Below are 21,967 nucleotides of genomic sequence, written 5' to 3'. Positions count from 1 at the left end.
GGTGCCATCGAGAGAGGGAACCTGGGCGTCATATTAAAAAGCCCCGGAATTTTACTGATTCTGGGAGAAATTGCAATCAACATCTGTTTTGATATTAATGGCCCGGAAAGCCTGGAGGCATCATTCCTTTCATGCCACGCATCATTTTCATCAGCCCTCCTTTTGAGCGCATTTTCTTCATCATGCGCTGCATATCATCAAACTGCTTAAGCAGTCGATTGACATCCTGTACTTGCATGCCGCAACCTGCCGCGATACGGCGCTTACGCGAACCTTTAATAATATCGGGTTTGGTGCGCTCTTTTAACGTCATTGAATTGATAATCGCCTCCATTCGTACCAGCGCCTTATCATCCATCTGCGACTTGATATTATCCGGAATCTGACTCATACCGGGCAATTTGCTCATCAGACTCGCCATTCCCCCCATATTTTTCATCTGCCGCAGTTGCTCCAGAAAATCTGTCAGGTCAAAACTGTCGCCTTTCTTCAACCGGATGGCGAGTTTTTCAGCTTGTGCCCGATCAACCTTACTCTCAATATCTTCGATCAGTGAGAGAACATCCCCCATGCCCAGGATCCGCGAGGCGATGCGATCCGGGTGGAATGGCTCCAGCGCTTCCGTCTTTTCGCCTACGCCGAGGAACTTAATCGGTTTACCGGTAATATGACGAATGGATAGCGCCGCACCACCACGGGCATCGCCATCTACTTTAGTCAGTACCACACCTGTCAGAGGCAATGCGTCGTTAAACGCTTTTGCGGTATTGGCTGCATCCTGGCCGGTCATCGCATCAACAACAAACAGCGTCTCTATCGGATTCAGTGAAGCATGAACTTGTTTAATTTCGTCCATCATGGCTTCGTCGACATGCAACCGACCGGCGGTATCGACCAGCAACACATCATAGAATTGTAAACGCGCCTCTTTCAGTGCCGCATTAACGATATCAACCGGTTTTTGTCCGACATCAGAGGGGAAGAAATCAATATTAACCTGTTCTGCCAGCGTCTCCAGTTGCCGGATTGCCGCCGGACGATAAACATCAGCGGAGGCGACCAGCACTTTCTTTTTGTGCTTCTCACGCAAAAATCTACCCAGTTTCGCGACACTGGTGGTTTTACCTGCCCCCTGTAAACCGGCCATCAGTACCACCGCGGGTGGCTGAGCAGCTAAATCCAGTGTCTGATTCTCTTCACCCATTGCCGCAACCAGCTCGTTGCGTACAATTTTGACGAATTCCTGCCCTGGCGTCAGGCTTTTATTGACATCCTGACCTAAGGCACGCTCTTTAACGCGATTAATAAAGTCACGCACAACAGGCAGCGCAACATCAGCTTCCAGAAGCGCCATGCGTACTTCACGCAACGTGTCTTTGATATTGTCTTCGGTAAGGCGTCCGCGTCCGCTAATGTTACGTAATGAACGCGATAAACGATCGGTTAAATTATCAAACATGGTCTCTCGCCTGAGATAGAAAACGGTCAGCCGCGAACTGCGACGTGAAATAACAGAGATGTCGCGCAGTATAACACGACATGATGCATGATGTGATGCAACGGTTGGAGCCGGTGTCACCTAAAGCTATACTGTGGGCTGATTTCATTTAGCCGATAGCAGACAACCCTATGCCTGTTTTTGTTTTTCTCGCTCTTGTTGCCTATTCCATCAGCCTTACGCTGATCGTTCCCGGCTTATTACAAAAAAATAGCGGCTGGCGACGGATAGCGATCGCCTCCGCCATTATTGCAATCATTTGTCATGCATTTGCCCTGACATTCCGTATTTTTCCCGACGAGGGAGAGGGACAAAATCTCAGTTTGCTCAATGTCAGTTCGCTGATCAGTCTGATCATCTGTGCGATAATGACTTTCATCGCATCATGCCACCGTGGCTGGCTGTTACTACCTATTGTCTACGCTTTTGCAATAATCAATCTCTCTTTCGCGATTTTTTTACCCAGCGAATACATCAAACATCTTGAAAATACGCCGGGCATACTGGGACATATCGGGCTATCACTGTTCGCTTATGCCACATTGATTATTGCCGCTCTTTATGCGTTACAATTAGCGTGGATTGATTATCAACTAAAGAATAAACGCTTGATTTTTAGCCATGAAATGCCATCGTTATTGAGTATTGAGCGTAAAATGTTTCATATTACTCAGGTAGGCGTCATTTTGCTGACTCTCACGCTTGGCAGTGGTTTGTTTTACCTGCGTAATTTGCTCAGCACAGAAAATATTGATAAAGCGGTGTTGTCGATCCTGGCGTGGTTTGTCTATATCATTCTGTTATGGGGGCACTACCACAAGGGCTGGCGTGGGCGTCGGGTTGTCTGGTTTAACATCGCTGGTGCGGGCATATTGACGCTGGCATACTTTGGTAGCCGTATCATTCAACACGTTATTGACTAAATCCAGACTAAGGAGTTCTCTCTGGAACATATCTCAACCACCACATTGATCATCACACTGATCATCATGGTGATCATTTCGGCTTACTTTTCCGGTTCAGAAACCGGAATGATGACACTTAATCGCTACCGGCTTCGTCATCTGGCAAAACAAGGTTATCGTCCGGCAAAACGGGTAGAAAAGCTACTGCGCAAACCAGATCGCCTCATCAGTCTGGTGCTGATTGGCAACAATCTGGTTAATATCCTGGCGTCCGCCATCGGCACAATTGTTGGTATACGATTATATGGCGATATGGGGGTCGCGATCGCGACGGGTATCCTGACTTTTGTGGTGCTGGTCTTTGCCGAAGTCTTACCTAAAACGATTGCTGCCCTCTATCCAGAGAAAGTCGCCTATCCGAGCAGCCTATTACTTGGCCCATTACAGATACTGATGATGCCCCTGGTCTGGCTACTGAATACGATTACCCATCTACTGATGCACCTGATGGGAATTCGTTCAGATATTACTATCAGTAGCGCACTGAGCAAAGATGAGCTGCGCACCATTGTTAATGAATCGCAAACAAAAATCTCGTCCCGTAACCAGGATATGCTGCTCTCTGTCCTCGATCTCGAGAAAATTAGCGTTAATGACATCATGGTTCCGCGTAATGAAATTATCGGCATCGATATCAATGATGACTGGAAATCTATCCTCCGTCAGCTCGCCCACTCTCCTCATAGCCGCATTGTGCTATACCGTGGTTCACTGGACGATGCTATCGGTATGCTGCGTGTCCGTGAAGCTTATCGACTGATGACGGAAAAAAACGAATTCACTAAAGAGGTCATGCTGCGTGCCGCTGATGAAATTTATTACATCCCGGAAGGCACGCCACTGAATACACAACTGGTAAAATTCCAGCGTAACAAGAAAAAAGTGGGGCTTGTTGTTGATGAATACGGCGACATTCAGGGACTGGTAACCGTAGAAGATATTCTCGAAGAGATCGTCGGTGATTTTACCACCTCAATGTCGCCAACACTGGCAGAAGAAGTGACGCCATTGACTGACGGAACCGTCATTATTGATGGCAGTGCCAGCGTGCGCGAAATTAATAAAGCGTTTAACTGGCATTTACCCGAAGATGATGCCCGCACGATCAACGGCATTATTCTGGAAGCACTGGAAGAGATCCCGAAGTCGGGTACTCGCGTGCGTATCGGGCAATATGATATTGATATTCTGAATGTTCAGGAAAACATGATCAAGCAGGTAAAAGTGACGCCAGTAAAATATACCCATAAAAACGGATGACGGGCAAGGCGTTGTTTTATTATCAGCTTCGGTGACCGCCTGAGCGGTCACGTCTGAAAAAGGCATTTAGAGCCAGGCCTGCCTGGTTATTGACGTAGCCAGTCTGGACACGGACAGCGTGGAGAAACCGCAGCGTACAGATAGTACGTGAAGGTTTCGAGCACTGCCCAGGACCAAAATGGCAAGTCAAATAGCCTGATGGGCCAGACTCTTACACAGAATCGTATACAGAGTCTATTAATCAGTTATCTTTTTCTTCAAATCTTCCGCACCTTGTTTGGTCTTATCCCAGCCTTTTTCAACACCTGCTTTGGTTTTATCCCAGCCCTTTTCAGTACCTTCTTTTGTCTTATCCCAGCCTTTTTCAGCTTCCTGTTTGGTTTTATCCCAGGTCTTCTGTGCACCTTCACTGATTTTGCTACCGGTACTGTGACTTTCACCTTGTGCCGCATGTTTTGCTTCCAGCTTCAGTTCCTCTCCCTGATCCTGTGCCTGATGCAGTTTTTCTTTTGCGCTATCAGCACCTTTATGGGCCATTTCAACAGTTTCATCTGTAGCATGTGTTGTCGCAGCAACAACCGGTACTGTTGTCAGAATCGTCGATAACGCAATCATGGTCTTTTTCATCATCCTACCCTCTCCACTCTAATTAATATTATGATTTATAACTAATTTTTCTTATTAGCCTGTGTCATCACAGAGTAAATCACAATATTTTATTTACCATTAATTTTCATTACACACGCAATGATGTAAATAATCATCATTAATACCTGTTACATAATAGTCTAAAAAATAGTAATGCCGTTGCAGATAGTATGCGCGTGATACTATTTTTTGCTCTGCTTCGCACTTTCTTACTGATCACATTCACATTATCAGGAAGCTATGCTTCAATTAGCTAAACCGGTTTAATTAGACTTATGTGGTGAGGGAAATTGAACATGAGTGCAAAAGTATGGGTGCTCGGAGATGCGGTTGTCGATCTGCTACCAGAAAGTCATGGCCGACTCTTACAGTGTCCGGGAGGTGCCCCCGCTAATGTTGCTGTCGGGATTGCTCGCCTGGGAGGGAATAGTGGATTTATTGGACGTATCGGCGACGATCCATTTGGCCGTTTTATGCAGCAAACACTTGATCAGGAACAGGTAGATATTCGCTATATGCACCGTGATCCACTACATCGCACCTCCACTGTGGTCGTTGATCTTGATGAAATGGGGGAAAGAACCTTTACTTTTATGGTCCGTCCTGGCGCAGATCTGTTTTTACAACCTGACGATTTACCCGAATTTGCCCCTCATCAATGGCTACATGCCTGCTCCATCGCACTGAGCGCCGAACCAAGCCGCAGCACAACATACTACGCGATGGAGCAGATCAAGCGCGCTGGGGGACGGGTCAGTTTTGATCCGAATATTCGCCCTGATCTCTGGCAGGATGAATCATTACTTCACACCTGTCTCGATCAAGCTTTTACCCTGGCCGATGTGATTAAGCTTTCTGAAGACGAGCTGTTCTTTATTAGCGATACGACCGATCTTAAACAAAGCACCGCAGCTTTACTCCGGCGCTACCAGCCCGAACTACTGCTGATTACACTGGGAAAAGCGGGGGTTATTGTGGTATTTCAGCAACAGATAACCCGGTTTGCGGCCCTGCCTGTAGTGAGTGTCGATAACACCGGAGCAGGCGATGCTTTTGTCGCCGGGCTACTCTCGGGTCTGGCTGAACGGGGAATGCCTGTGGATATGGCAACCCTGGAATCAACGATTATGCTGGCACAAACCTGTGGTGCTCTGGCAACAACCGCGAAGGGGGCAATGACCGCACTCCCTTATCAACGGGATCTTAACCGGCAGTTTTAGTTATTTCCGGTGATCCAGTCATCTGACGTGAACTGGTACAGAATACTCATTTTAACCGTTACTTTTGATTAATTTGATGAAGAGAAAACGAATAACCATTAACGATATCGCCCGACTGGCTGGTGTCTCGAAAGCAACGGCTAGCCTGGTATTGAATGGGCGAGGCCAGGTGCTTCGTATTGCAGCGGATACCTGCGAACGGGTACAAACCATTGCACGTGAATGTCACTATCAACCCAATATCCATGCACGTTCATTAAGTGATAACCGCAGCCATACTATCGGCCTGGTGGTGCCTGATATCACTAACTATGGGTTTGCTGTTTTCTCTCACCAACTGGAAACACTCTGTCGTACCAGCGGTATGCAACTTCTTATCTCCTGCAGTGATGAAAATCCGCAGCAGGAACGTATCGTCGTTAATAATATGATTGCGCGTCAGGTTGATGGGTTGATCGTCGCTTCATGTCATCACAGCGATGCTGATTATCGCACTATCAGCCAGCAATTGCCGGTCGTATTATTTGATCGCCGTCCCGGTGAAAGCGCTTTACCTCTGGTCATGAGCGATTCCATCCACGCCACCGCAGATCTCATTGCCCAGGTAGCCCCCCGGTATCGCAATGAGTTTTGGTTCTTTGGCGGGCAACGTCATCTTTCGCCATCACAAGACCGTCTTACAGGATTCACTCAAGGGCTGGCGCGAGCGGGAGTTACACTGCAACCTGAATGGATTATTAGCGGGGACTACCACCCGGACGCCGGTTATGAAATGTTTGCCGCGCTCTGCTCCCGTCTCGGAAGGCCACCTGAAGCACTATTTACAACTGCCTGTGGTCTGCTTGAGGGGGTTCTGCGTTACATGAGCCAGCATCATTTGCTGAATACAGCTACCTATCTGGCCAGTTTTGATGATCACTACCTTTATGACTCTTTATCAATACCGGTTGATACGATCCGCCAGGATAACCGTCAGCTGGCATGGCATTGCTATGACTTAATCAGCAAGCTTATTAATGGTAATACGCCATCTCCATTGCAATACTATCTGCCTACGAAGCTGCATATTCGCCATTCCTGACAGGTAGCACTTTCCTTAGCCGCCCCTCTGCCAACCAAACAGAGTAACCAGACATCATTTATCTTTCATTAACATACCTGAAGTCAACTGTACCTTATTTTTGTAATAAAAATAACAAAATAAAAACATCGTCTCTTCAAGGATCAATAGAAAAATGCCCTGGTGTGTGCCAGTCAATTTGAATATAACAACATAATTTCTTTATATCAAAATTTTATTAACAAAATAAAAAGTTTCCGCAAATAAGCGCCATTCATAACAAATACACAACACATTGATTTTATTATGAAAAAAATAACAAAACATCTTTTCAGAAAGAAAAAATATCATTAATACCAAAAATAGTCATCCATTTATGCAATTAATTATAGTAATATACACTCACTACAGGATTGTGATTAATGATTGCATGGCCTTGCTATTGTAGTCATAATGAAATCATGCATGATAAATATTAGTTATAAAAAACGCTCACAAGTAGAAGGTATATGGCTTAATTCGCTATTTAATGATTATTTTACGATTTATCTGATTAATAAATAACAGCCTTTGTTGCTTAATATAAAGCGTGTAGGAGCTAATATTATCTCTGTTGATCAGCTTATTCTATGAATAATAATATATATATAGTTGAATGATTCAAAAAGTGGATCTGTGTCTGATATTCCTTTTTATTTGTTGGTTTTAAAAAGTAATATTAAGAGCCTATCCCAGTAGGCGTTATTGACGCAGCCAGTCTGGACACGGACAGCGCGGAGAAACCGCAGCGTACAGGTAGTACGTGAGGATCTCGGGCGCTGCCGAAAGCCAAAATGGCAAATAAAATAGCCTGACAGGTCACCAGGTTCTTAGCCAGCGTCTTGCTATGCAAAATAGTCAGTTATCTCTTTATGCTGATGGAGGGACTCAGAATACCTCGATGTTCAGATGACCTGCGATAATGACATGAAGCCATATAAACTTACAAAATAATTTAATAACAGGAATGGGTTTTTATGAACAATGAAGCTAACATATTACATATACTAAATACACAGCTTGAGAGTTTAATTTCAACAGAACTATTAACCAAAGCTATCCTGGCCCATTACGATAGTTTTAAAAGAATGTATGACACGAACCCTATCCATTATAAAGTAATATTAAAAAAAGGAAAATTCCTCTTATATACCATATTGGCCATCAACTCTTATTGCTCCAGTAAAAAATTAATATCCGATGCCAGAAAAAAATGTCTTTCATTGGATGTGCTGAGCATGAATAGCATCTATTCATTTATCGAATATCTCTATACGAATAAAATTATTGAGATAGATAGTTCTGATGATGATAAAAGAAAGCTGAACTATTCCTTTACAGAGAAAGGCGAGAAGGAAATTGAAAAAATCATCAAAACTACTGAGCCAGCAATCAGCCTACTTAAAAATCAAACCATTAACCTGAGCAGTAAAAATAGCATAGAAAATTATTTAAAAAGATACACAGAAATATTTGACTGTGGAATTCTCTTATTTAAAGACATGAATGAAATCAATGTTTTTATTGATAAGGATGGTGGCCATCTGATATTGCTTTATATTTTCTGCAATCAAAAAGATAATGTTTTTACCGGATCGATATCACGCATATCCTTTTACTGCAACGTATCCAGATCACATATCTCAAGAACAATTACTGAAGCGATAGAACTAGGGTTAATCAAAAAAAATAAAAATGGTTCGTTATTACTTTTGCCTGCCTTTAACTACATAGCAGAACGATATATGGCGACACATTTTATTTGCGTCATGTACTGTCTTGGATATTTATAAAAATAATCGATTGCTTATAATATCAATTATATATTCAGGACAATCGCAACTGTATACAGAACAATATTTTTTATAAGCTGAAGTTTAATACTCCTGTCAATTAAAAGCTTGTTATACAGGCTGGCACATGTTTTTGAATAGGATAAAACTATCAGGTAAAGTTGTTTTTTGCCTGATAGCGTTATCTTTCCCCAACAATAAAATCATTCAAACTTTCATAAAATAGCAAGCGAAGAATTTTCCGGCTATTAACACCAGTCGTCGCCAGCCTGGATACGGACAGCACAGAGAAACCGCAGCGTATAAGGGATATATGAGGATTTTGGGCACTGCCGGGGAATGGTCAGTAAAATAGCCTGATACTAAGCAAAAAGCAGTCTAATAAATAAGCAATATATAATATTATTTTATCACTTCGTCGCGTATCGATAACTGAAAAGTATTCATCCGATAGACAACATTTGAAGTTCATCATGATTTTTTATATCTGAGATTATAAAATATGGATGACAGGTAGCCAGCAATGCGATGACATATCCATCATGGACCGGCTGATCTGCCTGAAATTAAGTAAGACAACAAAATTTATCACGCATTCAGGTCAGTCACTGGGGAAACAATACCTGATACCATGACCTGGAATAGGATAGATCGACACGGCTTTGTTGAATAAATAGATATTATGCTGCGTGCCTACAAAAACATCGGTCTTCCTTAACGTAAAATCAGAAGGTTAAGGTCAGGGTCGGAAGCTTCTCGCAGTAGAGACCAGCATTTATGACCAAAACAGGTGTGATAAAACAGCATGGTTCACTATTATTCAACAAAGCCGATCGACACAAACATCACACACGAAAGTAATAAGGAGATTAATAATGAAAATCAATTCAAAAGTGGCTGTCGTCACTGGCGCAGGACAAGGTATTGGCCGGGCGATTGCTCTGCGCCTGTCAAAAGACGGTTTTCAGATCGGTTGTCTGGACTTTAATCCGGCAACCGCACAGGAAACCGCTAAGCTTATCAAAGATGCAGGGGGAGACGCCCTGGCTGTCGCGGTTGATGTTTCACATCGGGATCAAGTGTTCGCCGCTGTCGATCAAATTGTCGATCATTTCGGTCGTCTGGACGTGATGGTGAATAACGCCGGTCTTGGACCTACCACACCGATTGAAGATATTACGCCAGAAATTTTTCACCAGGTTTTTGATGTCAACGTAGGAGGCGTTTACTGGGGAATTCAGGCTGCACTCCGGCATTTCAAAACAAGAGCGCCTTCTCGCCCTGGGGAAATCACCGGTAAAATCATTAATGCATCCTCGCAGGCAGGCCAGGTCGGTAATCCTGATTTGGCCGTTTATGGCGCCACCAAGTTTGCCGTTCGTGGTATCACTCAGACGGCGGCAAAAGATCTGGCTAAATTTGGCGTCACCGTTAATGCATATTGTCCGGGGATTGTACGTACTCCAATGATGGAAGGTATCGCACAAAAAGTCGCTGATGAAAATGGTCAGTCACTGGAGTGGGGTCTGCAACAATGGGCTAAAAATGTTGTTCTGGGCCGCATCTCTGAACCTGAAGATGTTGCAGCATGTATCTCCTATCTGGCCAGCCCTGATTCTGACTATATGACCGGTCAGGCATTGATCATTGATGGTGGAATGGCATTCAACTAAGACAGGCGCTTAATATCTGTCAGGAGACTCTCGCGGGAGTCTCTTTAAACGACCCTTGTCATGTCAAAACGCTTAATACCTGCCTCTGCTATTTATCATCAAAAACTCCCTACCTGTATCACAAAATACTATATATTGTGTGGTTGAAGTTTCTAACATCTAAATCTAGTATTTAATCATCAATCAACAGATGCGGAACCACACGGTTGTGTATCGTCCAGTTACCCTCGGTGGGAAGAATAATCATGTGCATTACTGTTTACACTAAAAATGATTGTGTGCAATGTCATGCCACACAACAGGCAATGAAGAATCATGGTCTTACCTTCGACATCATCAATATTGATCATCATCCAGAGGTGATTGATATACTGCGTGAGCAAGGTTTTCGCCAGCTCCCGGTCGTCATTGCCGGCGATATTCACTGGTCAGGTTTCCGCCCGGATATGATTAAGCAGCTACATCAGCTCGCGGTCGCTCATGCATGAGCCAGATTATCTACTTCTCCAGCAGTTCTGAAAATACGCACCGTTTTGTCCAGCGTCTGGGATTACCGGCAATACGGATCCCGCTCAATCAACAAGCCCATATTCAGGCTAACGAACCCTACATTCTTATCGTTCCCAGCTACGGCGGCGGCAATACCGCCGGAGCCGTCCCACGGCAGGTGATTCATTTTTTAAATGATCCCCACAATCGTCAACGGCTACGCGGTGTGATTGCCGCAGGCAATCGCAATTTTGGTGACGCTTATGGTCGTGCCGGGGATGTCATCGCACAAAAATGTGGGGTTCCCTGTCTGTATCGCTTTGAACTCCTGGGGACGGCAAACGATATCGATAATGTACGCAAAGGAGTAAGCAAATTTTGGCAACAACAATCACAGAATCAATAAGTGCCGGAGAAACAGATTTCCATGCGCTTAATGCGATGTTGAATTTATACGACCAGCAAGGACGTATTCCTCTCGAAAAAGATAGCCAGGCGGTGGATGTTTTTATGGCAACCCACGTCGAGGAAAATAGTCGTCACTTTGCTGACCAGAATAGCAAAATTGAGTGGCTGATTGCAGAACATTACTACGATATCAACGTGCTGAATCGCTATCAACGCGATTTTGTACTGGCATTATTCCGCCATGCTCACCATGACCGTTTTCGTTTCCAGACTTTTCTTGGTGCCTGGAAATTCTATACCAGCTATGCACTGAAAACGTTTGATGGCAAACACTACCTTGAACATTTTGCTGATCGTGTCTGTATGGTCGCCCTCACCCTGGCGCAAGGTGATGAAACACTGGCGCGTCAGCTGACTGATGAAATGCTGAGTGGACGCTTTCAGCCCGCAACTCCGACTTTTCTCAACGCCGGTAAACAACAGTGCGGTGAGCTTGTCTCCTGCTTTCTGTTACGCATTGAAGATAATATGGAATCCATTGGCCGGGCAGTCAATTCAGCGCTGCAATTGTCTAAACGCGGTGGTGGCGTCGCCTTTCTGCTCTCGAACTTACGGGAAGCTGGCGCGCCAATCAAACATATCGCTAACCAGTCCTCTGGCGTAGTCCCGATCATGAAAATGCTGGAAGATGCTTTTTCGTATGCGAATCAGCTTGGTGCACGCCAGGGGGCGGGGGCGGTTTACCTGCACGCCCATCACCCTGATATTCTGAATTTTCTCGATACTAAACGGGAAAATGCCGACGAGAAAATTCGCATCAAAACGCTCTCTCTTGGCGTTGTTATCCCGGATATCACTTTTCAGTTAGCGAAAGAAGATGCTCAGATGGCATTATTCTCTCCCTACGATGTTGAACGTCTATACGGTAAACCATTTGGCGATATTGCCGTCAGCGAATGGTATTCTCAACTGGTCGCCGATGATCGGATCCATAAACGCTGGATCCGTGCACGTGATCTGTTTCAGCGACTGGCCGCGATCCAGTTCGAGTCAGGGTATCCCTACATTATGTTTGAGGATACGGTTAACCGGGCTAACCCCATTGCTGGACGGGTGAATATGAGTAATCTGTGTTCAGAAATTTTGCAGGTGAACAGCCCTTCCACTTTGGCCGAAAATCTCGATTATATTCATATCGGTCATGATATCTCCTGCAATCTGGGATCGCTTAATATTGCCCATGCTATGGACTCACCCGATTTTGCCCGTACGATTGAAGTGGCCGTGCGTGGTCTGACGGCGGTCTCCGATATGAGTCACATTCACGCGGTGCCCTCTGTGGCAGCGGGAAATGCCGCCGCCCATGCTATCGGACTCGGACAGATGAATCTGCATGGCTATCTGGCGCGGGAAGGTATCGCCTATGGTAGCCCGGAAGGGCTGGATTTCACTAACTTCTATTTCTATACCGTCACATGGCATGCCCTAAGAACATCAATGCAAATAGCGCGCGAACGTAACCAGTCTTTTGCCGGTTTTTTGCAGTCGCGCTATGCCAGCGGCGAATATTTCAGCCAATATCTGCAAGGGGACTGGCAGCCGAAAACCGCCCGTGTGGCTGAGCTGTTCGCTCAGGCTGGGATCACGCTACCTGATCGCAATATGTGGTTACAGTTACGCGATGAAGTGATGCGGTACGGCCTCTATAACCGTAATCTGCAGGCCATTCCGCCAACGGGCTCTATCTCTTATATTAACCATGCCACATCCAGCATCCATCCGATCGTGTCAAAGATAGAAATCCGCAAGGAAGGAAAAACCGGGCGGGTTTACTATCCGGCCCCCTTTATAACCAACGATAATCTTGCACTCTATCAGGATGCCTGGGAGATCGGCCCACAAAAAATTATCGATACTTATGCCGAAGCCACGCGACACGTCGATCAGGGGCTGTCACTGACCCTCTTTTTTCCTGACACAGCCACCACTCGCGATATTACCAAAGCACAAATTTACGCCTGGAAAAAAGGTATTAAAACCCTCTATTACATCCGTCTGCGCCAGTTAGCGCTGGAGGGAACGGAAGTGACAGACTGCGTGTCCTGCATGTTATAAGGAGAACAGAATGCCCCATTTATCGCCTGTCAGCGCTATCAACTGGAATAAAATCATCGATGATAAGGATCTGGAAGTCTGGAATCGGCTGACCAGTAACTTCTGGTTGCCGGAGAAAGTCCCCCTGTCCAACGATATTCCGGCCTGGCAAACGCTGACAGCCTCAGAACAGCAGCTCACCATTCGTGTTTTCACCGGATTAACCCTGCTGGATACCATTCAGAATACCGTCGGTGCTCCGGCGTTGATGGCCGATGCATTAACACCTCATGAAGAAGCAGTACTGTCTAATATCAGCTTTATGGAGGCCGTTCATGCCCGCTCCTATAGTGCGATTTTTTCTACTTTGTGCCAGAGTCAGGAAGTGGATGCGGCTTACGCCTGGAGTGAAGAGAATCAACACCTGCAACGCAAAGCTGAACTTATCCTGAGCTATTACCACGCCGATAATCCGTTCAAAAAGAAAATTGCCAGTGTATTTCTCGAATCGTTTCTTTTTTATTCCGGATTCTGGCTACCGCTTTATTTTTCCAGTCGCGGTAAACTGACTAATACCGCCGATCTGATTCGCCTGATCATCCGCGATGAGGCCGTGCATGGTTATTATATCGGTTATAAATACCAGAAAGGATTATTAACCGCGAGCAGCGAAGAAAAACGGCAATTACAGGATTTTGCCTGCACGTTTCTGCTGGATTTATATAATAATGAACTGGCCTACACGCAGGATCTGTACGCAGACAGTGGATGGGTTGATAAGGTTAGCGCTTTCCTGTGCTATAACGCGAATAAGGCGCTGATGAATCTTGGTTATGAGGCATTATTTCCGCCAGAGATGGCGATGGTCGATCCCGCTATTCTGGCAGCCTTATCACCGAATGCCGATGAAAACCATGATTTTTTCTCCGGTTCAGGTTCCTCCTATATCATAGGAAAAACTGAAGAAACCGCTGACAATGACTGGAATTTTTGAAAAACTTTACCCGCGACCACCTTCCACGGTGTGCCAGCTGTCCCGAATGCGCATTCATCAGCGGCACACCGTATAGCGTCCCCACAATATTTATCGTTTGCCATCAGGTCTTATCAGGGTGTAAAAACAGATAATCATTGTAAGATAAATCACCCTGGATGATATCGCAGTACATCCGCGTACCGTTATGAAAAAACAGAAAAAATCAACCACCTTGTCCTCGGCCATCTCTCTGAATGAATCCACCTTTATTGAAGGGATGAAAGACAGCCTGCCGATTGTCATTAGCTATATCCCGGTCGCTTTTGCCTTTGGTCTCAATGCAACCCGGCTGGGATTCACACCACTGGAAAGTCTGCTTTTCTCCTGCATTATCTATGCGGGTGCCAGCCAGTTTGTGATCACCACGATGCTGGCGGCAGGAAGTTCATTATGGGTGGCGGTACTAACTGTTATGGCGATGGACGTCCGCCATATTCTGTATGGACCTTCTTTACGTAGCCGGATTTCTCAGCCACTGGACAAAAGAAAAACAGCGTTTTGGGCCTTTGGTCTGACTGACGAAGTCTTCGCCGCAGCGACAGTAAAATTGTCCCGTAATAACCGAGGCTGGAGTGAAAACTGGATGACGGGTATCGCTCTCACCTCCTGGATTGCCTGGGTACTGGGTACGCTGGCAGGGGCTTACTCCGGAAATGGCTTATTAACCGGCTTCCCTGCCATAGAAGCCGGGCTGAACTTTATGTTACCGGCACTGTTTATGAGTTTCCTGTTGGCTTCGTTCCAGCGTAAGCAATCACTCAGTGTAATGGCTGCTCTGACGGGAGCACTCGCAGGAGTGATATTTTTTTCTATTCCAGCCGCTATTCTGACCGGAATTATCTGTGGTTGTCTGACTGCACTGATCCCGGTCCTCTTACAGGAGATGCCTGATGCGCATTGAGGTTCTGGTTATCGCCCTTGTCGCAGGCGGCATGAACTATCTGTTTCGCTATCTGCCACTGCGCCTGCACACATTATATATTCGCCAGGCTCGTCATAAGCATATTGTCACTATTCTGCTTAATACTATCGGTATTACCTCTATTTGCGCTCTGGTGGTCGTTTCCTGCATGCCACAAATCCTTGCCGATCATCATCAACTGTTACCGGCAATCATCGGATTTGCCGTATCAGGCGTGACATTCTGGAAAACACGCAGCATTGTTTTGCCAACATTACTGAGTTCATTAACCTATGGCGTCATATGGAAAATCAGTATGTTGCCATAAAAAGTAGCTGTCGATTTTATTCAATAATTGATTTGATTTATTTGTCACGATAGTTATTATATCCATCGAATTTACTGAGGTTACCGTCAAGATGGACAGTTCGTTTACGCCTGTTGAACAAATGCTCAAATCCCGTGCCAGTCGCTGCCACGATTTCCCGCTTGAGGAAGTTCTGCTGACGCGCCTCTGCATGCATATGCAGGGTAAACTGCTGGAAAACCGGAATAATGTACTGAAAGCACAAGGGATTAACGAAACGCTCTTCATGGCATTGATCACTCTGGAATCTCAGGACAATCATCGTATTCAGCCTTCTGAATTAAGCTGTGCGTTGGGCTCTTCCCGTACCAACGCGACACGTATCGCTGACGAACTGGAAAGACGCGGCTGGATTGAACGTCGTGAAAGTGAAAATGATCGTCGCTGCCTTTACCTGCAACTTACCGATAAAGGCCATCAGTTTTTACGTGAGATTTTACCTCCGCAACACCATAGCCTGCATCAACTCTGGTCTGCTTTAAATGCCAGTGAAAAAGATCAACTTGAGCGCATTGTTCGTAAACTACTGGCTCGCCTTGAGCAAATGGAAAGGGATGATCTACAGGCAGAGTCACAATAGTCAGCCGGGATCGGAATAACATTTTTTTCTGAGTTGATAACTAAAGTCAGACAAAGCGACGGTTTTGTCTGATTGATAAAGCTATTCAGCCAATTCTCAATCATCATTAGGGTGGAAAATAACATGGGTGCAAATGCGGAGAACACATTGCCGCAGCAACAGAACAGCAAAAAAAACAAACGAAAAAGTATTCTTTTATTACTGACATTACTCTTTGTTATTGTTGTCGTCGCTTACGGTATTTACTGGTTTCTGGTGCTGCGTCATTACGAAGAAACGGATGATGCCTATGTCGCGGGTAATCAGGTACAGATTATGGCACAGGTCTCCGGTAGTGTAACAAAGGTCTGGGCTGACAATACCGATTTTGTACAGCAAGGTGATACCCTGGTCACGCTCGATCAGACTGACGCTTTGCAGGCATTTGAAAAAGCCAAAACGCAGCTTGCGATCAGTGTACGTCAGATACGCCAGCAAATGATTAACAGCAAGCAACTGCAGGCAAATATCGACGCCAGAAAAACAGCGCTGGCAAAAGCGCAAGCTGATCTTGATCGCCGGATCCCGCTGGGAACCTCTAACCTGATTGGCCGTGAAGAGCTGCAACATGCGCGCGATACGGTCGCCAACGCTCAGGCGGAGCTGGATGCTGCCATCCAGCAACTCAACGCTAATCAGGCTATCGTTATGAAAAACGACCTTGAGCAACAGCCGACCGTCCGGCAAGCCGCCACGGATGTACGTAACGCCTGGCTGGCATTACAACGGACACAAATCGTCAGCCCGATGAGTGGCTACGTTTCCCGCCGCGCGGTTCAGCCCGGTGCTCAGATTACCCCGGCGACACCGTTGATGGCTGTTGTCCCCGCCACCCATTTATGGATTGACGCCAACTTTAAAGAAACACAACTGGCACACATGCGGATTGGGCAACCAGCAACCGTTATTAGCGATATTTACGGTGATGACGTTAAATACACCGGTAAAGTAGTCGGCCTGGATATGGGTACCGGAAGCGCGTTTTCTCTGCTACCCGCACAAAACGCGACCGGCAACTGGATTAAAGTGGTGCAACGTTTACCGGTACGTATCGCGCTGGATGAAAAACAACTCGCCGCCCATCCTCTGCGCATTGGCCTCTCCACTGTGGTCAAAGTGGATACCACTGACCATAATGGCGAAGTATTAGCCAGCCAGACACGCCAGTCACCGGTTTATGAGAGCAATGCACGCGAGATAAGCCTTGGTCCGGTCAATAAACTGATCGACGAGCTCATCCAGGCTAACGCAGAATAATTCAGGAAAGCATCATGCAACAGCAAAAACCGCTGGAAGGGGCACAACTGGTCATCATGACTATTGCGTTGTCACTTGCCACATTTATGCAGGTGCTGGATTCAACGATTGCCAACGTCGCTATCCCAACCATTGCCGGTAATCTCGGTGCCTCATTAAGCCAGGGAACATGGGTGATCACCTCCTTTGGGGTGTCAAATGCCATCTCTATCCCGCTCACCGGCTGGCTGGCTAAACGTGTCGGAGAAGTGAAACTGTTTCTGTGGGCGACCGTCGCATTTGCTATCGCCTCCTGGGCCTGTGGCATTTCCGGCAGCCTGAATATGTTAATTTTCTGCCGCGTGATGCAAGGGCTGGTCGCCGGGCCGCTCATCCCCTTGTCACAAAGTCTGCTGCTAAGCAATTATCCGTCGGCTAAACGGTCTATCGCACTGGCGCTGTGGTCGATGACGGTTATTGTCGCGCCAATCGGTGGCCCTATTCTGGGTGGATATATCAGCGATAACTATCACTGGGGATGGATATTCTTTATCAATGTCCCGATTGGTATTGCGGTAGTCGCCATGACATTACACACCCTGCGCCATCGTGAAACCAAAACGGAAAAGCGGCGAATCGACAGCATTGGCCTGGCCTTGCTGGTCATCGGTATTGGTAGCCTGCAAATTATGCTGGATCGCGGCAAAGAACTGGACTGGTTTGCCTCTAACGAGATTATTATTCTGACGATTATTGCCGTTATTTCCATCAGCTTCCTTATCGTCTGGGAGCTGACCGATGACAATCCGATTGTCGATCTCTCACTCTTCAAATCGCGCAATTTTACCATTGGTTGTTTATGTATCAGTCTCGCTTACATGCTGTACTTTGGTGCGATTGTATTACTGCCACAACTCCTGCAATCGGTGTATGGCTATACGGCCACCTGGGCAGGACTCGCTTCCGCCCCGGTTGGCGTGATCCCGGTGATCCTGACGCCCATTATTGGCCGTTTTGCACATAAACTTGATATGCGTCGGCTGGTCACCTTTAGCTTTATTGTTTACGCCGTCTGTTTTTACTGGCGCGCCTGGACTTTTGAGCCCGGCATGAATTTCGCAGCATCGGCATGGCCGCAGTTTATCCAGGGATTTGCCGTAGCCTGCTTCTTTATGCCATTAACGACCATTACACTCTCTGGTCTTCCGCCCAGCCGGCTGGCAGCCGCCTCCAGCCTGTCAAATTTTGCCCGCACGCTGGCAGGTTCTATCGGCACCTCCATCACGACGACGCTATGGAGTGATCGCGAGGCACTGCACCATGCGCAATTGACAGAGGCCATTACCCCCTACAACCCCAATGCGCAACGGCTCTATGATCAGCTACATGATCTGGGATTCAGCCAGCAACAAGCATCGGGCTGGATAGCACAACAGATAACTAACCAGGGGCTGATTATCTCGGCAAATGAAGTTTTCTGGATGTCAGCAGGTATCTTCCTGATATTACTGGGACTGGTATGGTTTGCCAAACCTCCCTTTAGTGCGAGCGGTGGTGGCGGTGCGCATTAAGCGCAGACAGATCGGTGTAATAATAAAGGGATCGGCTGATCCCTTTATTATCTTCTGACTTAATGATGCAATTTTTGCTGGATTTCCTGAGAGAGAGCCAGTTCGTCATTGTGATTGATGCGGATGCCACGTTCAATGATATGACGGGCTATCTCCTGCGCTTCTTTCAGTGAATGCATGGTATAAGTGCCACACTGATAAATATTCAGTTCCGGAATCTGCGCTTGATCCTTAACCTGCAAAACATCAGTCATCGCCGCTTTCCATGCATCCGCAACCCGTTGCTCATCGGGTGAACCAATCAGGCTCATATAGAAACCGGTACGACATCCCATTGGGGAGATATCAATAATTTCCACGCCATTACCGTTCAGATGATCGCGCATAAAACCAGCAAACAGATGCTCCAGTGTATGGATACCCTTTTCCGGCATCACTTCCTGATTAGGAACGCAAAAACGCAAATCGAAAACGGTAATTTCATCGCCGTGTGGTGTATTCATTTTCTTCGCGATACGTACTGCTGGTGCTCTCATGCGAGTATGATCGACGGTGAAGCTATCTAACAACGGCATTCTTTGCCTCCGATAGTGTTTTTCTAAAACAGGATGAATGGCTGGCATTCCAGCGAATCATCGACCGATACAAGCCCTGCATTGATCATATTCCTCAAATCAGCGCTACAAAGCTACATGAACATGGCCTTTTTGGTGATATTTTACTACACATATCTGGCTAATAACACAGCAAAAGGTTCTTTATCTTGCGCTTCAATATTCTGCTGACGCACTAACGAGGCCTCACGCTCAGCAAGAAAGTCTGCTTCATGTAAAATTTCCAGCGGCTCTTGTCGTAATAGCGTCGCGTAGCGATCAGACAGTAATTTACCTGTTTTACAAATTCCCTCTTTTTCGAGCATAACACGTAAAATACGCGCTGAAAAAGTCAATTGTGGATCATCAAAGCAGCTGACCAGTTGATCACATACCTGTTGATACTCTATGCCACCGTGAACACTATCCAATGTCTGTGCGACACGACGTAAATCGTGGAACAGATCTTTACCTACTTTTTCCAGCGGGAATTGTGCGCTTTCACAGCCAATCCCGAGAGTTAAACCCGGTTTACGTCCTTCAAGGATCACACGATTCCAGTTAACCCGTGTACACAGCAATTCATCACTGCTCATTTCTGGTGCCTCAGCCAGCACACACCAGACCATAAACAGGTCGAGAAAACGGATCTGCTGCTCGTCAATACCAATGGGCGAGAACGGATTGATATCAAGGGAACGGACTTCGAGATACTCTATCCCACCACGGAGTAACGCCTCAGAGGGTTTCTCATCACCATCAACAACCCGTTTCGGGCGCACTGGTGCGTAGAATTCATTCTCAATCTGCAAAATATTACTGTTGATTTGCCGATATTTTCCCTCTTTTTCGAGACCAATACGCGCATATTCTACTGAGGGGGTTTTTGTTGCCCGTTGCAAACCAGCAACATATTCATGCAGATCATTAAAGGTAATACCAAGCTGGCTTTGTGACTTGTTGGTGTACCCCAGATCACTCAGGCGCAACGAAGTGGCATAGGGAAGGTAATACATCCCCTCTGGCGTCTGCTCAAATGGTAATGTCGTCTGTCTTCCCTGCAGAAAAGATGAGCAGATAGCCGGTGAAGCACCAAACAAATACGGGATCACCCAGCCAAAAAGATAGTAGTTACGAATGGCGCGGAAATAACCTGCTGAAATAATTTCTTTACCACTTTCCTCATCTTTAACCCCATATTTTATCTGCCAGAAGGCCATCGGTAGCGAGAAGTTATAATGTATGCCGGAAATCGTCTGCATTAACGCACCGTAGCGATTTTTCAATCCTTCACGATAGAGCGTTTTCAGTCGCCCGATGTTTGAGGTTCCGTATTGCGCCAGCTCTATATCCTGTCCTGGTGCAATATAACAAGGCATACTCAGTGGCCACATCTGCTCATTACCAATATGACGTGCTGCATAGCGATGAATATCGCGCATAACCGTCAGCATATGCCCGATATCACGGCCAACGGGGGTAATGAACTCCAGTAATGCTTCAGCAAAATCGGTGGTTATCCATTGATGTGTCAGCGCCGAACCCATCGCCTCAGGATGAGGAGTGGTGGCGAGTGAGCCATCGGCATTAATACGCAGCGTTTCACGCTCAAGACCACGCTGGATACCCTGAATAGCCTGCGGATTTTTTTCCAGCCAGTTCAGTGCTTGTGATACGTCCGGAATCAAGTTGACCTCTCACATGTCAGAATCATTTGAATAAATATCATGGTTATTACGTTAAATGAGTACCATCACAATAATTGCTGATAGTGATCGCCATCATTTACAGTAATCGAACATCTACTGCATCCATTCCAGCCAACTTCGCCGCTTGTAATCCCAAATCAGCATCTTCAAAAACAAGACATTTCTCTGCAGCCACCCCCATACGCTTAGCACATAGCAGAAAAGTATCAGGTGCTGGTTTGTAATTCTGAACATCATTAGCGGTCACAACGGCATCGAAATAGTGCCGTAAACCAAGATGAGTTAAAAACGCCTCCGCCACGACACTTTCACTGCCCGTACCAACCGACATGGGGCGGCGTCCGTACCACTCTTTAACCACGGAAATTAATGGTAAAGGTCGTATATTGTCCAGCGATAGCGTTTTCAGGATAGCTGTTTTTTCCTGCGCCAGGCGATGAGGATCGAAAGTCGTCTGATTCCATTCAATCTGGGCCTCGGCAATACGCCATGATGGCGAACCGTTAAGTGCAACCATAGTTGGCTCATCAAAACGCATACCATAGCGATCCAACACTTCCCGCCACGCCTGGCAATGAAGTGATTCGGTATCCAGTAGTGTGCCATCCATATCGAAAATCAGGCCGGCATAATGTTCGTACATGATCATTCTTCAAAAATGGATAAGTGACCGCTACTTTAGCGTAAAAGAAACATGTTGTCGCTGTCGATAGCACCTGGCAATGCAGGAATAACCGGAAATTCAGAAAGATGTTTTTATTATAGCACTCACGTGCATAACGCAAAAA

General features: G+C 46.2%; 20 protein-coding genes. 15 read left to right on the top strand and 5 right to left on the bottom strand.

Annotation, left to right across the window (positions count from 1 at the left end):
• Nucleotides 1-94 precede the first annotated feature (94 nt).
• A complete protein-coding gene (ffh, locus tag PT300_05870; protein ID MDF7680161.1) occupies nucleotides 95-1,459 on the bottom strand; it encodes a signal recognition particle protein in 1,365 nt (454 codons plus the stop codon).
• 170 nt (nucleotides 1,460-1,629) lie between these two features.
• Here ffh and PT300_05865 point away from each other — a divergent pair, with 170 nt between their 5' ends.
• Together PT300_05865 and PT300_05860 are read left to right on the top strand one after the other, a co-directional pair.
• Nucleotides 1,630-2,421, top strand: coding sequence for an inner membrane protein YpjD (locus tag PT300_05865; protein MDF7680160.1), 792 nt, complete (start codon nucleotides 1,630-1,632; stop codon nucleotides 2,419-2,421).
• 21 nt (nucleotides 2,422-2,442) lie between these two features.
• On the top strand, nucleotides 2,443-3,723 hold the full coding sequence (locus tag PT300_05860) for an HlyC/CorC family transporter (GenBank protein ID MDF7680159.1): 1,281 nt from the start codon (nucleotides 2,443-2,445) through the stop codon (nucleotides 3,721-3,723).
• A gap of 237 nt (nucleotides 3,724-3,960) precedes the next feature.
• Here the strand turns inward: PT300_05860 and PT300_05855 are convergent, their stop codons facing one another.
• The gene (locus tag PT300_05855; protein ID MDF7680158.1) at nucleotides 3,961-4,350 is read right to left on the bottom strand and encodes a hypothetical protein; all 390 of its coding nucleotides are present in this window, start codon (nucleotides 4,348-4,350) and stop codon (nucleotides 3,961-3,963) included.
• Between the two features lie 317 nt (nucleotides 4,351-4,667).
• Between PT300_05855 and PT300_05850 the strand changes: the two genes are divergently transcribed.
• The 13 genes from PT300_05850 (at nucleotide 4,668) to emrB (ending at nucleotide 18,877) form a co-directional block, all read left to right on the top strand.
• A complete protein-coding gene (locus tag PT300_05850; GenBank protein MDF7680157.1) occupies nucleotides 4,668-5,591 on the top strand; it encodes an aminoimidazole riboside kinase in 924 nt (307 codons plus the stop codon).
• A 76-nt stretch (nucleotides 5,592-5,667) separates the two neighbouring features.
• Nucleotides 5,668-6,672 (top strand): LacI family DNA-binding transcriptional regulator, encoded by a 1,005-nt coding sequence (locus tag PT300_05845; GenBank protein MDF7680156.1) that lies wholly within the window; start codon nucleotides 5,668-5,670, stop codon nucleotides 6,670-6,672.
• Nucleotides 6,673-7,667: 995 nt separating this feature from the next.
• Nucleotides 7,668-8,483, top strand: a complete 816-nt coding sequence (locus PT300_05840) for a hypothetical protein (protein ID MDF7680155.1) — start codon at nucleotides 7,668-7,670, stop codon at nucleotides 8,481-8,483.
• An 875-nt stretch (nucleotides 8,484-9,358) separates the two neighbouring features.
• Complete coding sequence (locus PT300_05835) at nucleotides 9,359-10,156, top strand: (S)-acetoin forming diacetyl reductase (GenBank protein ID MDF7680154.1); 798 nt, start codon at nucleotides 9,359-9,361, stop codon at nucleotides 10,154-10,156.
• A 245-nt stretch (nucleotides 10,157-10,401) separates the two neighbouring features.
• The gene (nrdH, locus tag PT300_05830; protein MDF7680153.1) at nucleotides 10,402-10,644 is read left to right on the top strand and encodes a glutaredoxin-like protein NrdH; all 243 of its coding nucleotides are present in this window, start codon (nucleotides 10,402-10,404) and stop codon (nucleotides 10,642-10,644) included.
• Entirely contained in the window at nucleotides 10,641-11,051 is a 411-nt protein-coding gene (gene nrdI, locus PT300_05825) for a class Ib ribonucleoside-diphosphate reductase assembly flavoprotein NrdI (protein ID MDF7680152.1), read from the top strand. Before nrdH ends, nrdI begins: the two co-directional genes overlap by 4 nt.
• The gene (gene nrdE, locus PT300_05820) at nucleotides 11,024-13,168 is read left to right on the top strand and encodes a class 1b ribonucleoside-diphosphate reductase subunit alpha (protein MDF7680151.1); all 2,145 of its coding nucleotides are present in this window, start codon (nucleotides 11,024-11,026) and stop codon (nucleotides 13,166-13,168) included. The genes nrdI and nrdE overlap by 28 nt, the downstream gene beginning before the upstream one ends.
• A gap of 10 nt (nucleotides 13,169-13,178) precedes the next feature.
• The gene (gene nrdF, locus PT300_05815) at nucleotides 13,179-14,141 is read left to right on the top strand and encodes a class 1b ribonucleoside-diphosphate reductase subunit beta (protein ID MDF7680150.1); all 963 of its coding nucleotides are present in this window, start codon (nucleotides 13,179-13,181) and stop codon (nucleotides 14,139-14,141) included.
• Nucleotides 14,142-14,400: 259 nt separating this feature from the next.
• The gene (locus tag PT300_05810; protein MDF7680149.1) at nucleotides 14,401-15,084 is read left to right on the top strand and encodes an AzlC family ABC transporter permease; all 684 of its coding nucleotides are present in this window, start codon (nucleotides 14,401-14,403) and stop codon (nucleotides 15,082-15,084) included.
• The gene (ygaH, locus tag PT300_05805; protein ID MDF7680148.1) at nucleotides 15,074-15,412 is read left to right on the top strand and encodes an L-valine transporter subunit YgaH; all 339 of its coding nucleotides are present in this window, start codon (nucleotides 15,074-15,076) and stop codon (nucleotides 15,410-15,412) included. The genes PT300_05810 and ygaH overlap by 11 nt, the downstream gene beginning before the upstream one ends.
• A 91-nt stretch (nucleotides 15,413-15,503) precedes the next feature.
• Nucleotides 15,504-16,031 (top strand): transcriptional repressor MprA, encoded by a 528-nt coding sequence (gene mprA, locus PT300_05800; protein MDF7680147.1) that lies wholly within the window; start codon nucleotides 15,504-15,506, stop codon nucleotides 16,029-16,031.
• Nucleotides 16,032-16,154: 123 nt separating this feature from the next.
• Nucleotides 16,155-17,327 carry a multidrug efflux MFS transporter periplasmic adaptor subunit EmrA gene (gene emrA, locus PT300_05795; GenBank protein MDF7680146.1) on the top strand — a complete coding sequence of 391 codons (1,173 nt, stop codon included), beginning with the start codon at nucleotides 16,155-16,157 and terminating at the stop codon, nucleotides 17,325-17,327.
• Between the two features lie 14 nt (nucleotides 17,328-17,341).
• The gene (gene emrB, locus PT300_05790; protein MDF7680145.1) at nucleotides 17,342-18,877 is read left to right on the top strand and encodes a multidrug efflux MFS transporter permease subunit EmrB; all 1,536 of its coding nucleotides are present in this window, start codon (nucleotides 17,342-17,344) and stop codon (nucleotides 18,875-18,877) included.
• 59 nt (nucleotides 18,878-18,936) lie between these two features.
• Here emrB and luxS read toward each other — a convergent pair whose 3' ends face one another.
• From luxS to yqaB, 3 genes are all read right to left on the bottom strand, one after another.
• A complete protein-coding gene (gene luxS / locus PT300_05785) occupies nucleotides 18,937-19,452 on the bottom strand; it encodes an S-ribosylhomocysteine lyase (GenBank protein ID MDF7680144.1) in 516 nt (171 codons plus the stop codon).
• Nucleotides 19,453-19,598: 146 nt separating this feature from the next.
• Nucleotides 19,599-21,158, bottom strand: coding sequence for a glutamate--cysteine ligase (gshA, locus tag PT300_05780; protein ID MDF7680143.1), 1,560 nt, complete (start codon nucleotides 21,156-21,158; stop codon nucleotides 19,599-19,601).
• A 97-nt stretch (nucleotides 21,159-21,255) separates the two neighbouring features.
• Nucleotides 21,256-21,822 carry a fructose-1-phosphate/6-phosphogluconate phosphatase gene (gene yqaB, locus PT300_05775; protein ID MDF7680142.1) on the bottom strand — a complete coding sequence of 189 codons (567 nt, stop codon included), beginning with the start codon at nucleotides 21,820-21,822 and terminating at the stop codon, nucleotides 21,256-21,258.
• Between the last annotated feature and the right edge of the window lie 145 nt (nucleotides 21,823-21,967).

It is taken from the genome of Enterobacteriaceae bacterium ESL0689, assembly GCA_029433525.1.
GTDB lineage: Bacteria > Pseudomonadota > Gammaproteobacteria > Enterobacterales > Enterobacteriaceae > JAQTIF01.
This window is presented reverse-complemented; position numbering and strand designations above follow the sequence as displayed.

Coding starts and splice junctions, on each gene's coding strand:
- ygaH (MDF7680148.1), top strand. CDS start 15,074: ATGCGCATTGAGGTTCTGGTTATCGCCCTTGTCGCAGGCGGCATGAAC.
- PT300_05835 (MDF7680154.1), top strand. CDS start 9,359: ATGAAAATCAATTCAAAAGTGGCTGTCGTCACTGGCGCAGGACAAGGT.
- PT300_05855 (MDF7680158.1), bottom strand. CDS start 4,350: ATGAAAAAGACCATGATTGCGTTATCGACGATTCTGACAACAGTACCG.
- emrA (MDF7680146.1), top strand. CDS start 16,155: ATGGGTGCAAATGCGGAGAACACATTGCCGCAGCAACAGAACAGCAAA.
- luxS (MDF7680144.1), bottom strand. CDS start 19,452: ATGCCGTTGTTAGATAGCTTCACCGTCGATCATACTCGCATGAGAGCA.
- PT300_05810 (MDF7680149.1), top strand. CDS start 14,401: ATGAAAGACAGCCTGCCGATTGTCATTAGCTATATCCCGGTCGCTTTT.
- PT300_05845 (MDF7680156.1), top strand. CDS start 5,668: ATGAAGAGAAAACGAATAACCATTAACGATATCGCCCGACTGGCTGGT.
- yqaB (MDF7680142.1), bottom strand. CDS start 21,822: ATGTACGAACATTATGCCGGCCTGATTTTCGATATGGATGGCACACTA.
- mprA (MDF7680147.1), top strand. CDS start 15,504: ATGGACAGTTCGTTTACGCCTGTTGAACAAATGCTCAAATCCCGTGCC.
- nrdH (MDF7680153.1), top strand. CDS start 10,402: ATGTGCATTACTGTTTACACTAAAAATGATTGTGTGCAATGTCATGCC.
- PT300_05840 (MDF7680155.1), top strand. CDS start 7,668: ATGAACAATGAAGCTAACATATTACATATACTAAATACACAGCTTGAG.
- PT300_05850 (MDF7680157.1), top strand. CDS start 4,668: ATGAGTGCAAAAGTATGGGTGCTCGGAGATGCGGTTGTCGATCTGCTA.
- ffh (MDF7680161.1), bottom strand. CDS start 1,459: ATGTTTGATAATTTAACCGATCGTTTATCGCGTTCATTACGTAACATT.
- PT300_05865 (MDF7680160.1), top strand. CDS start 1,630: ATGCCTGTTTTTGTTTTTCTCGCTCTTGTTGCCTATTCCATCAGCCTT.
- nrdF (MDF7680150.1), top strand. CDS start 13,179: ATGCCCCATTTATCGCCTGTCAGCGCTATCAACTGGAATAAAATCATC.
- nrdI (MDF7680152.1), top strand. CDS start 10,641: ATGAGCCAGATTATCTACTTCTCCAGCAGTTCTGAAAATACGCACCGT.
- emrB (MDF7680145.1), top strand. CDS start 17,342: ATGCAACAGCAAAAACCGCTGGAAGGGGCACAACTGGTCATCATGACT.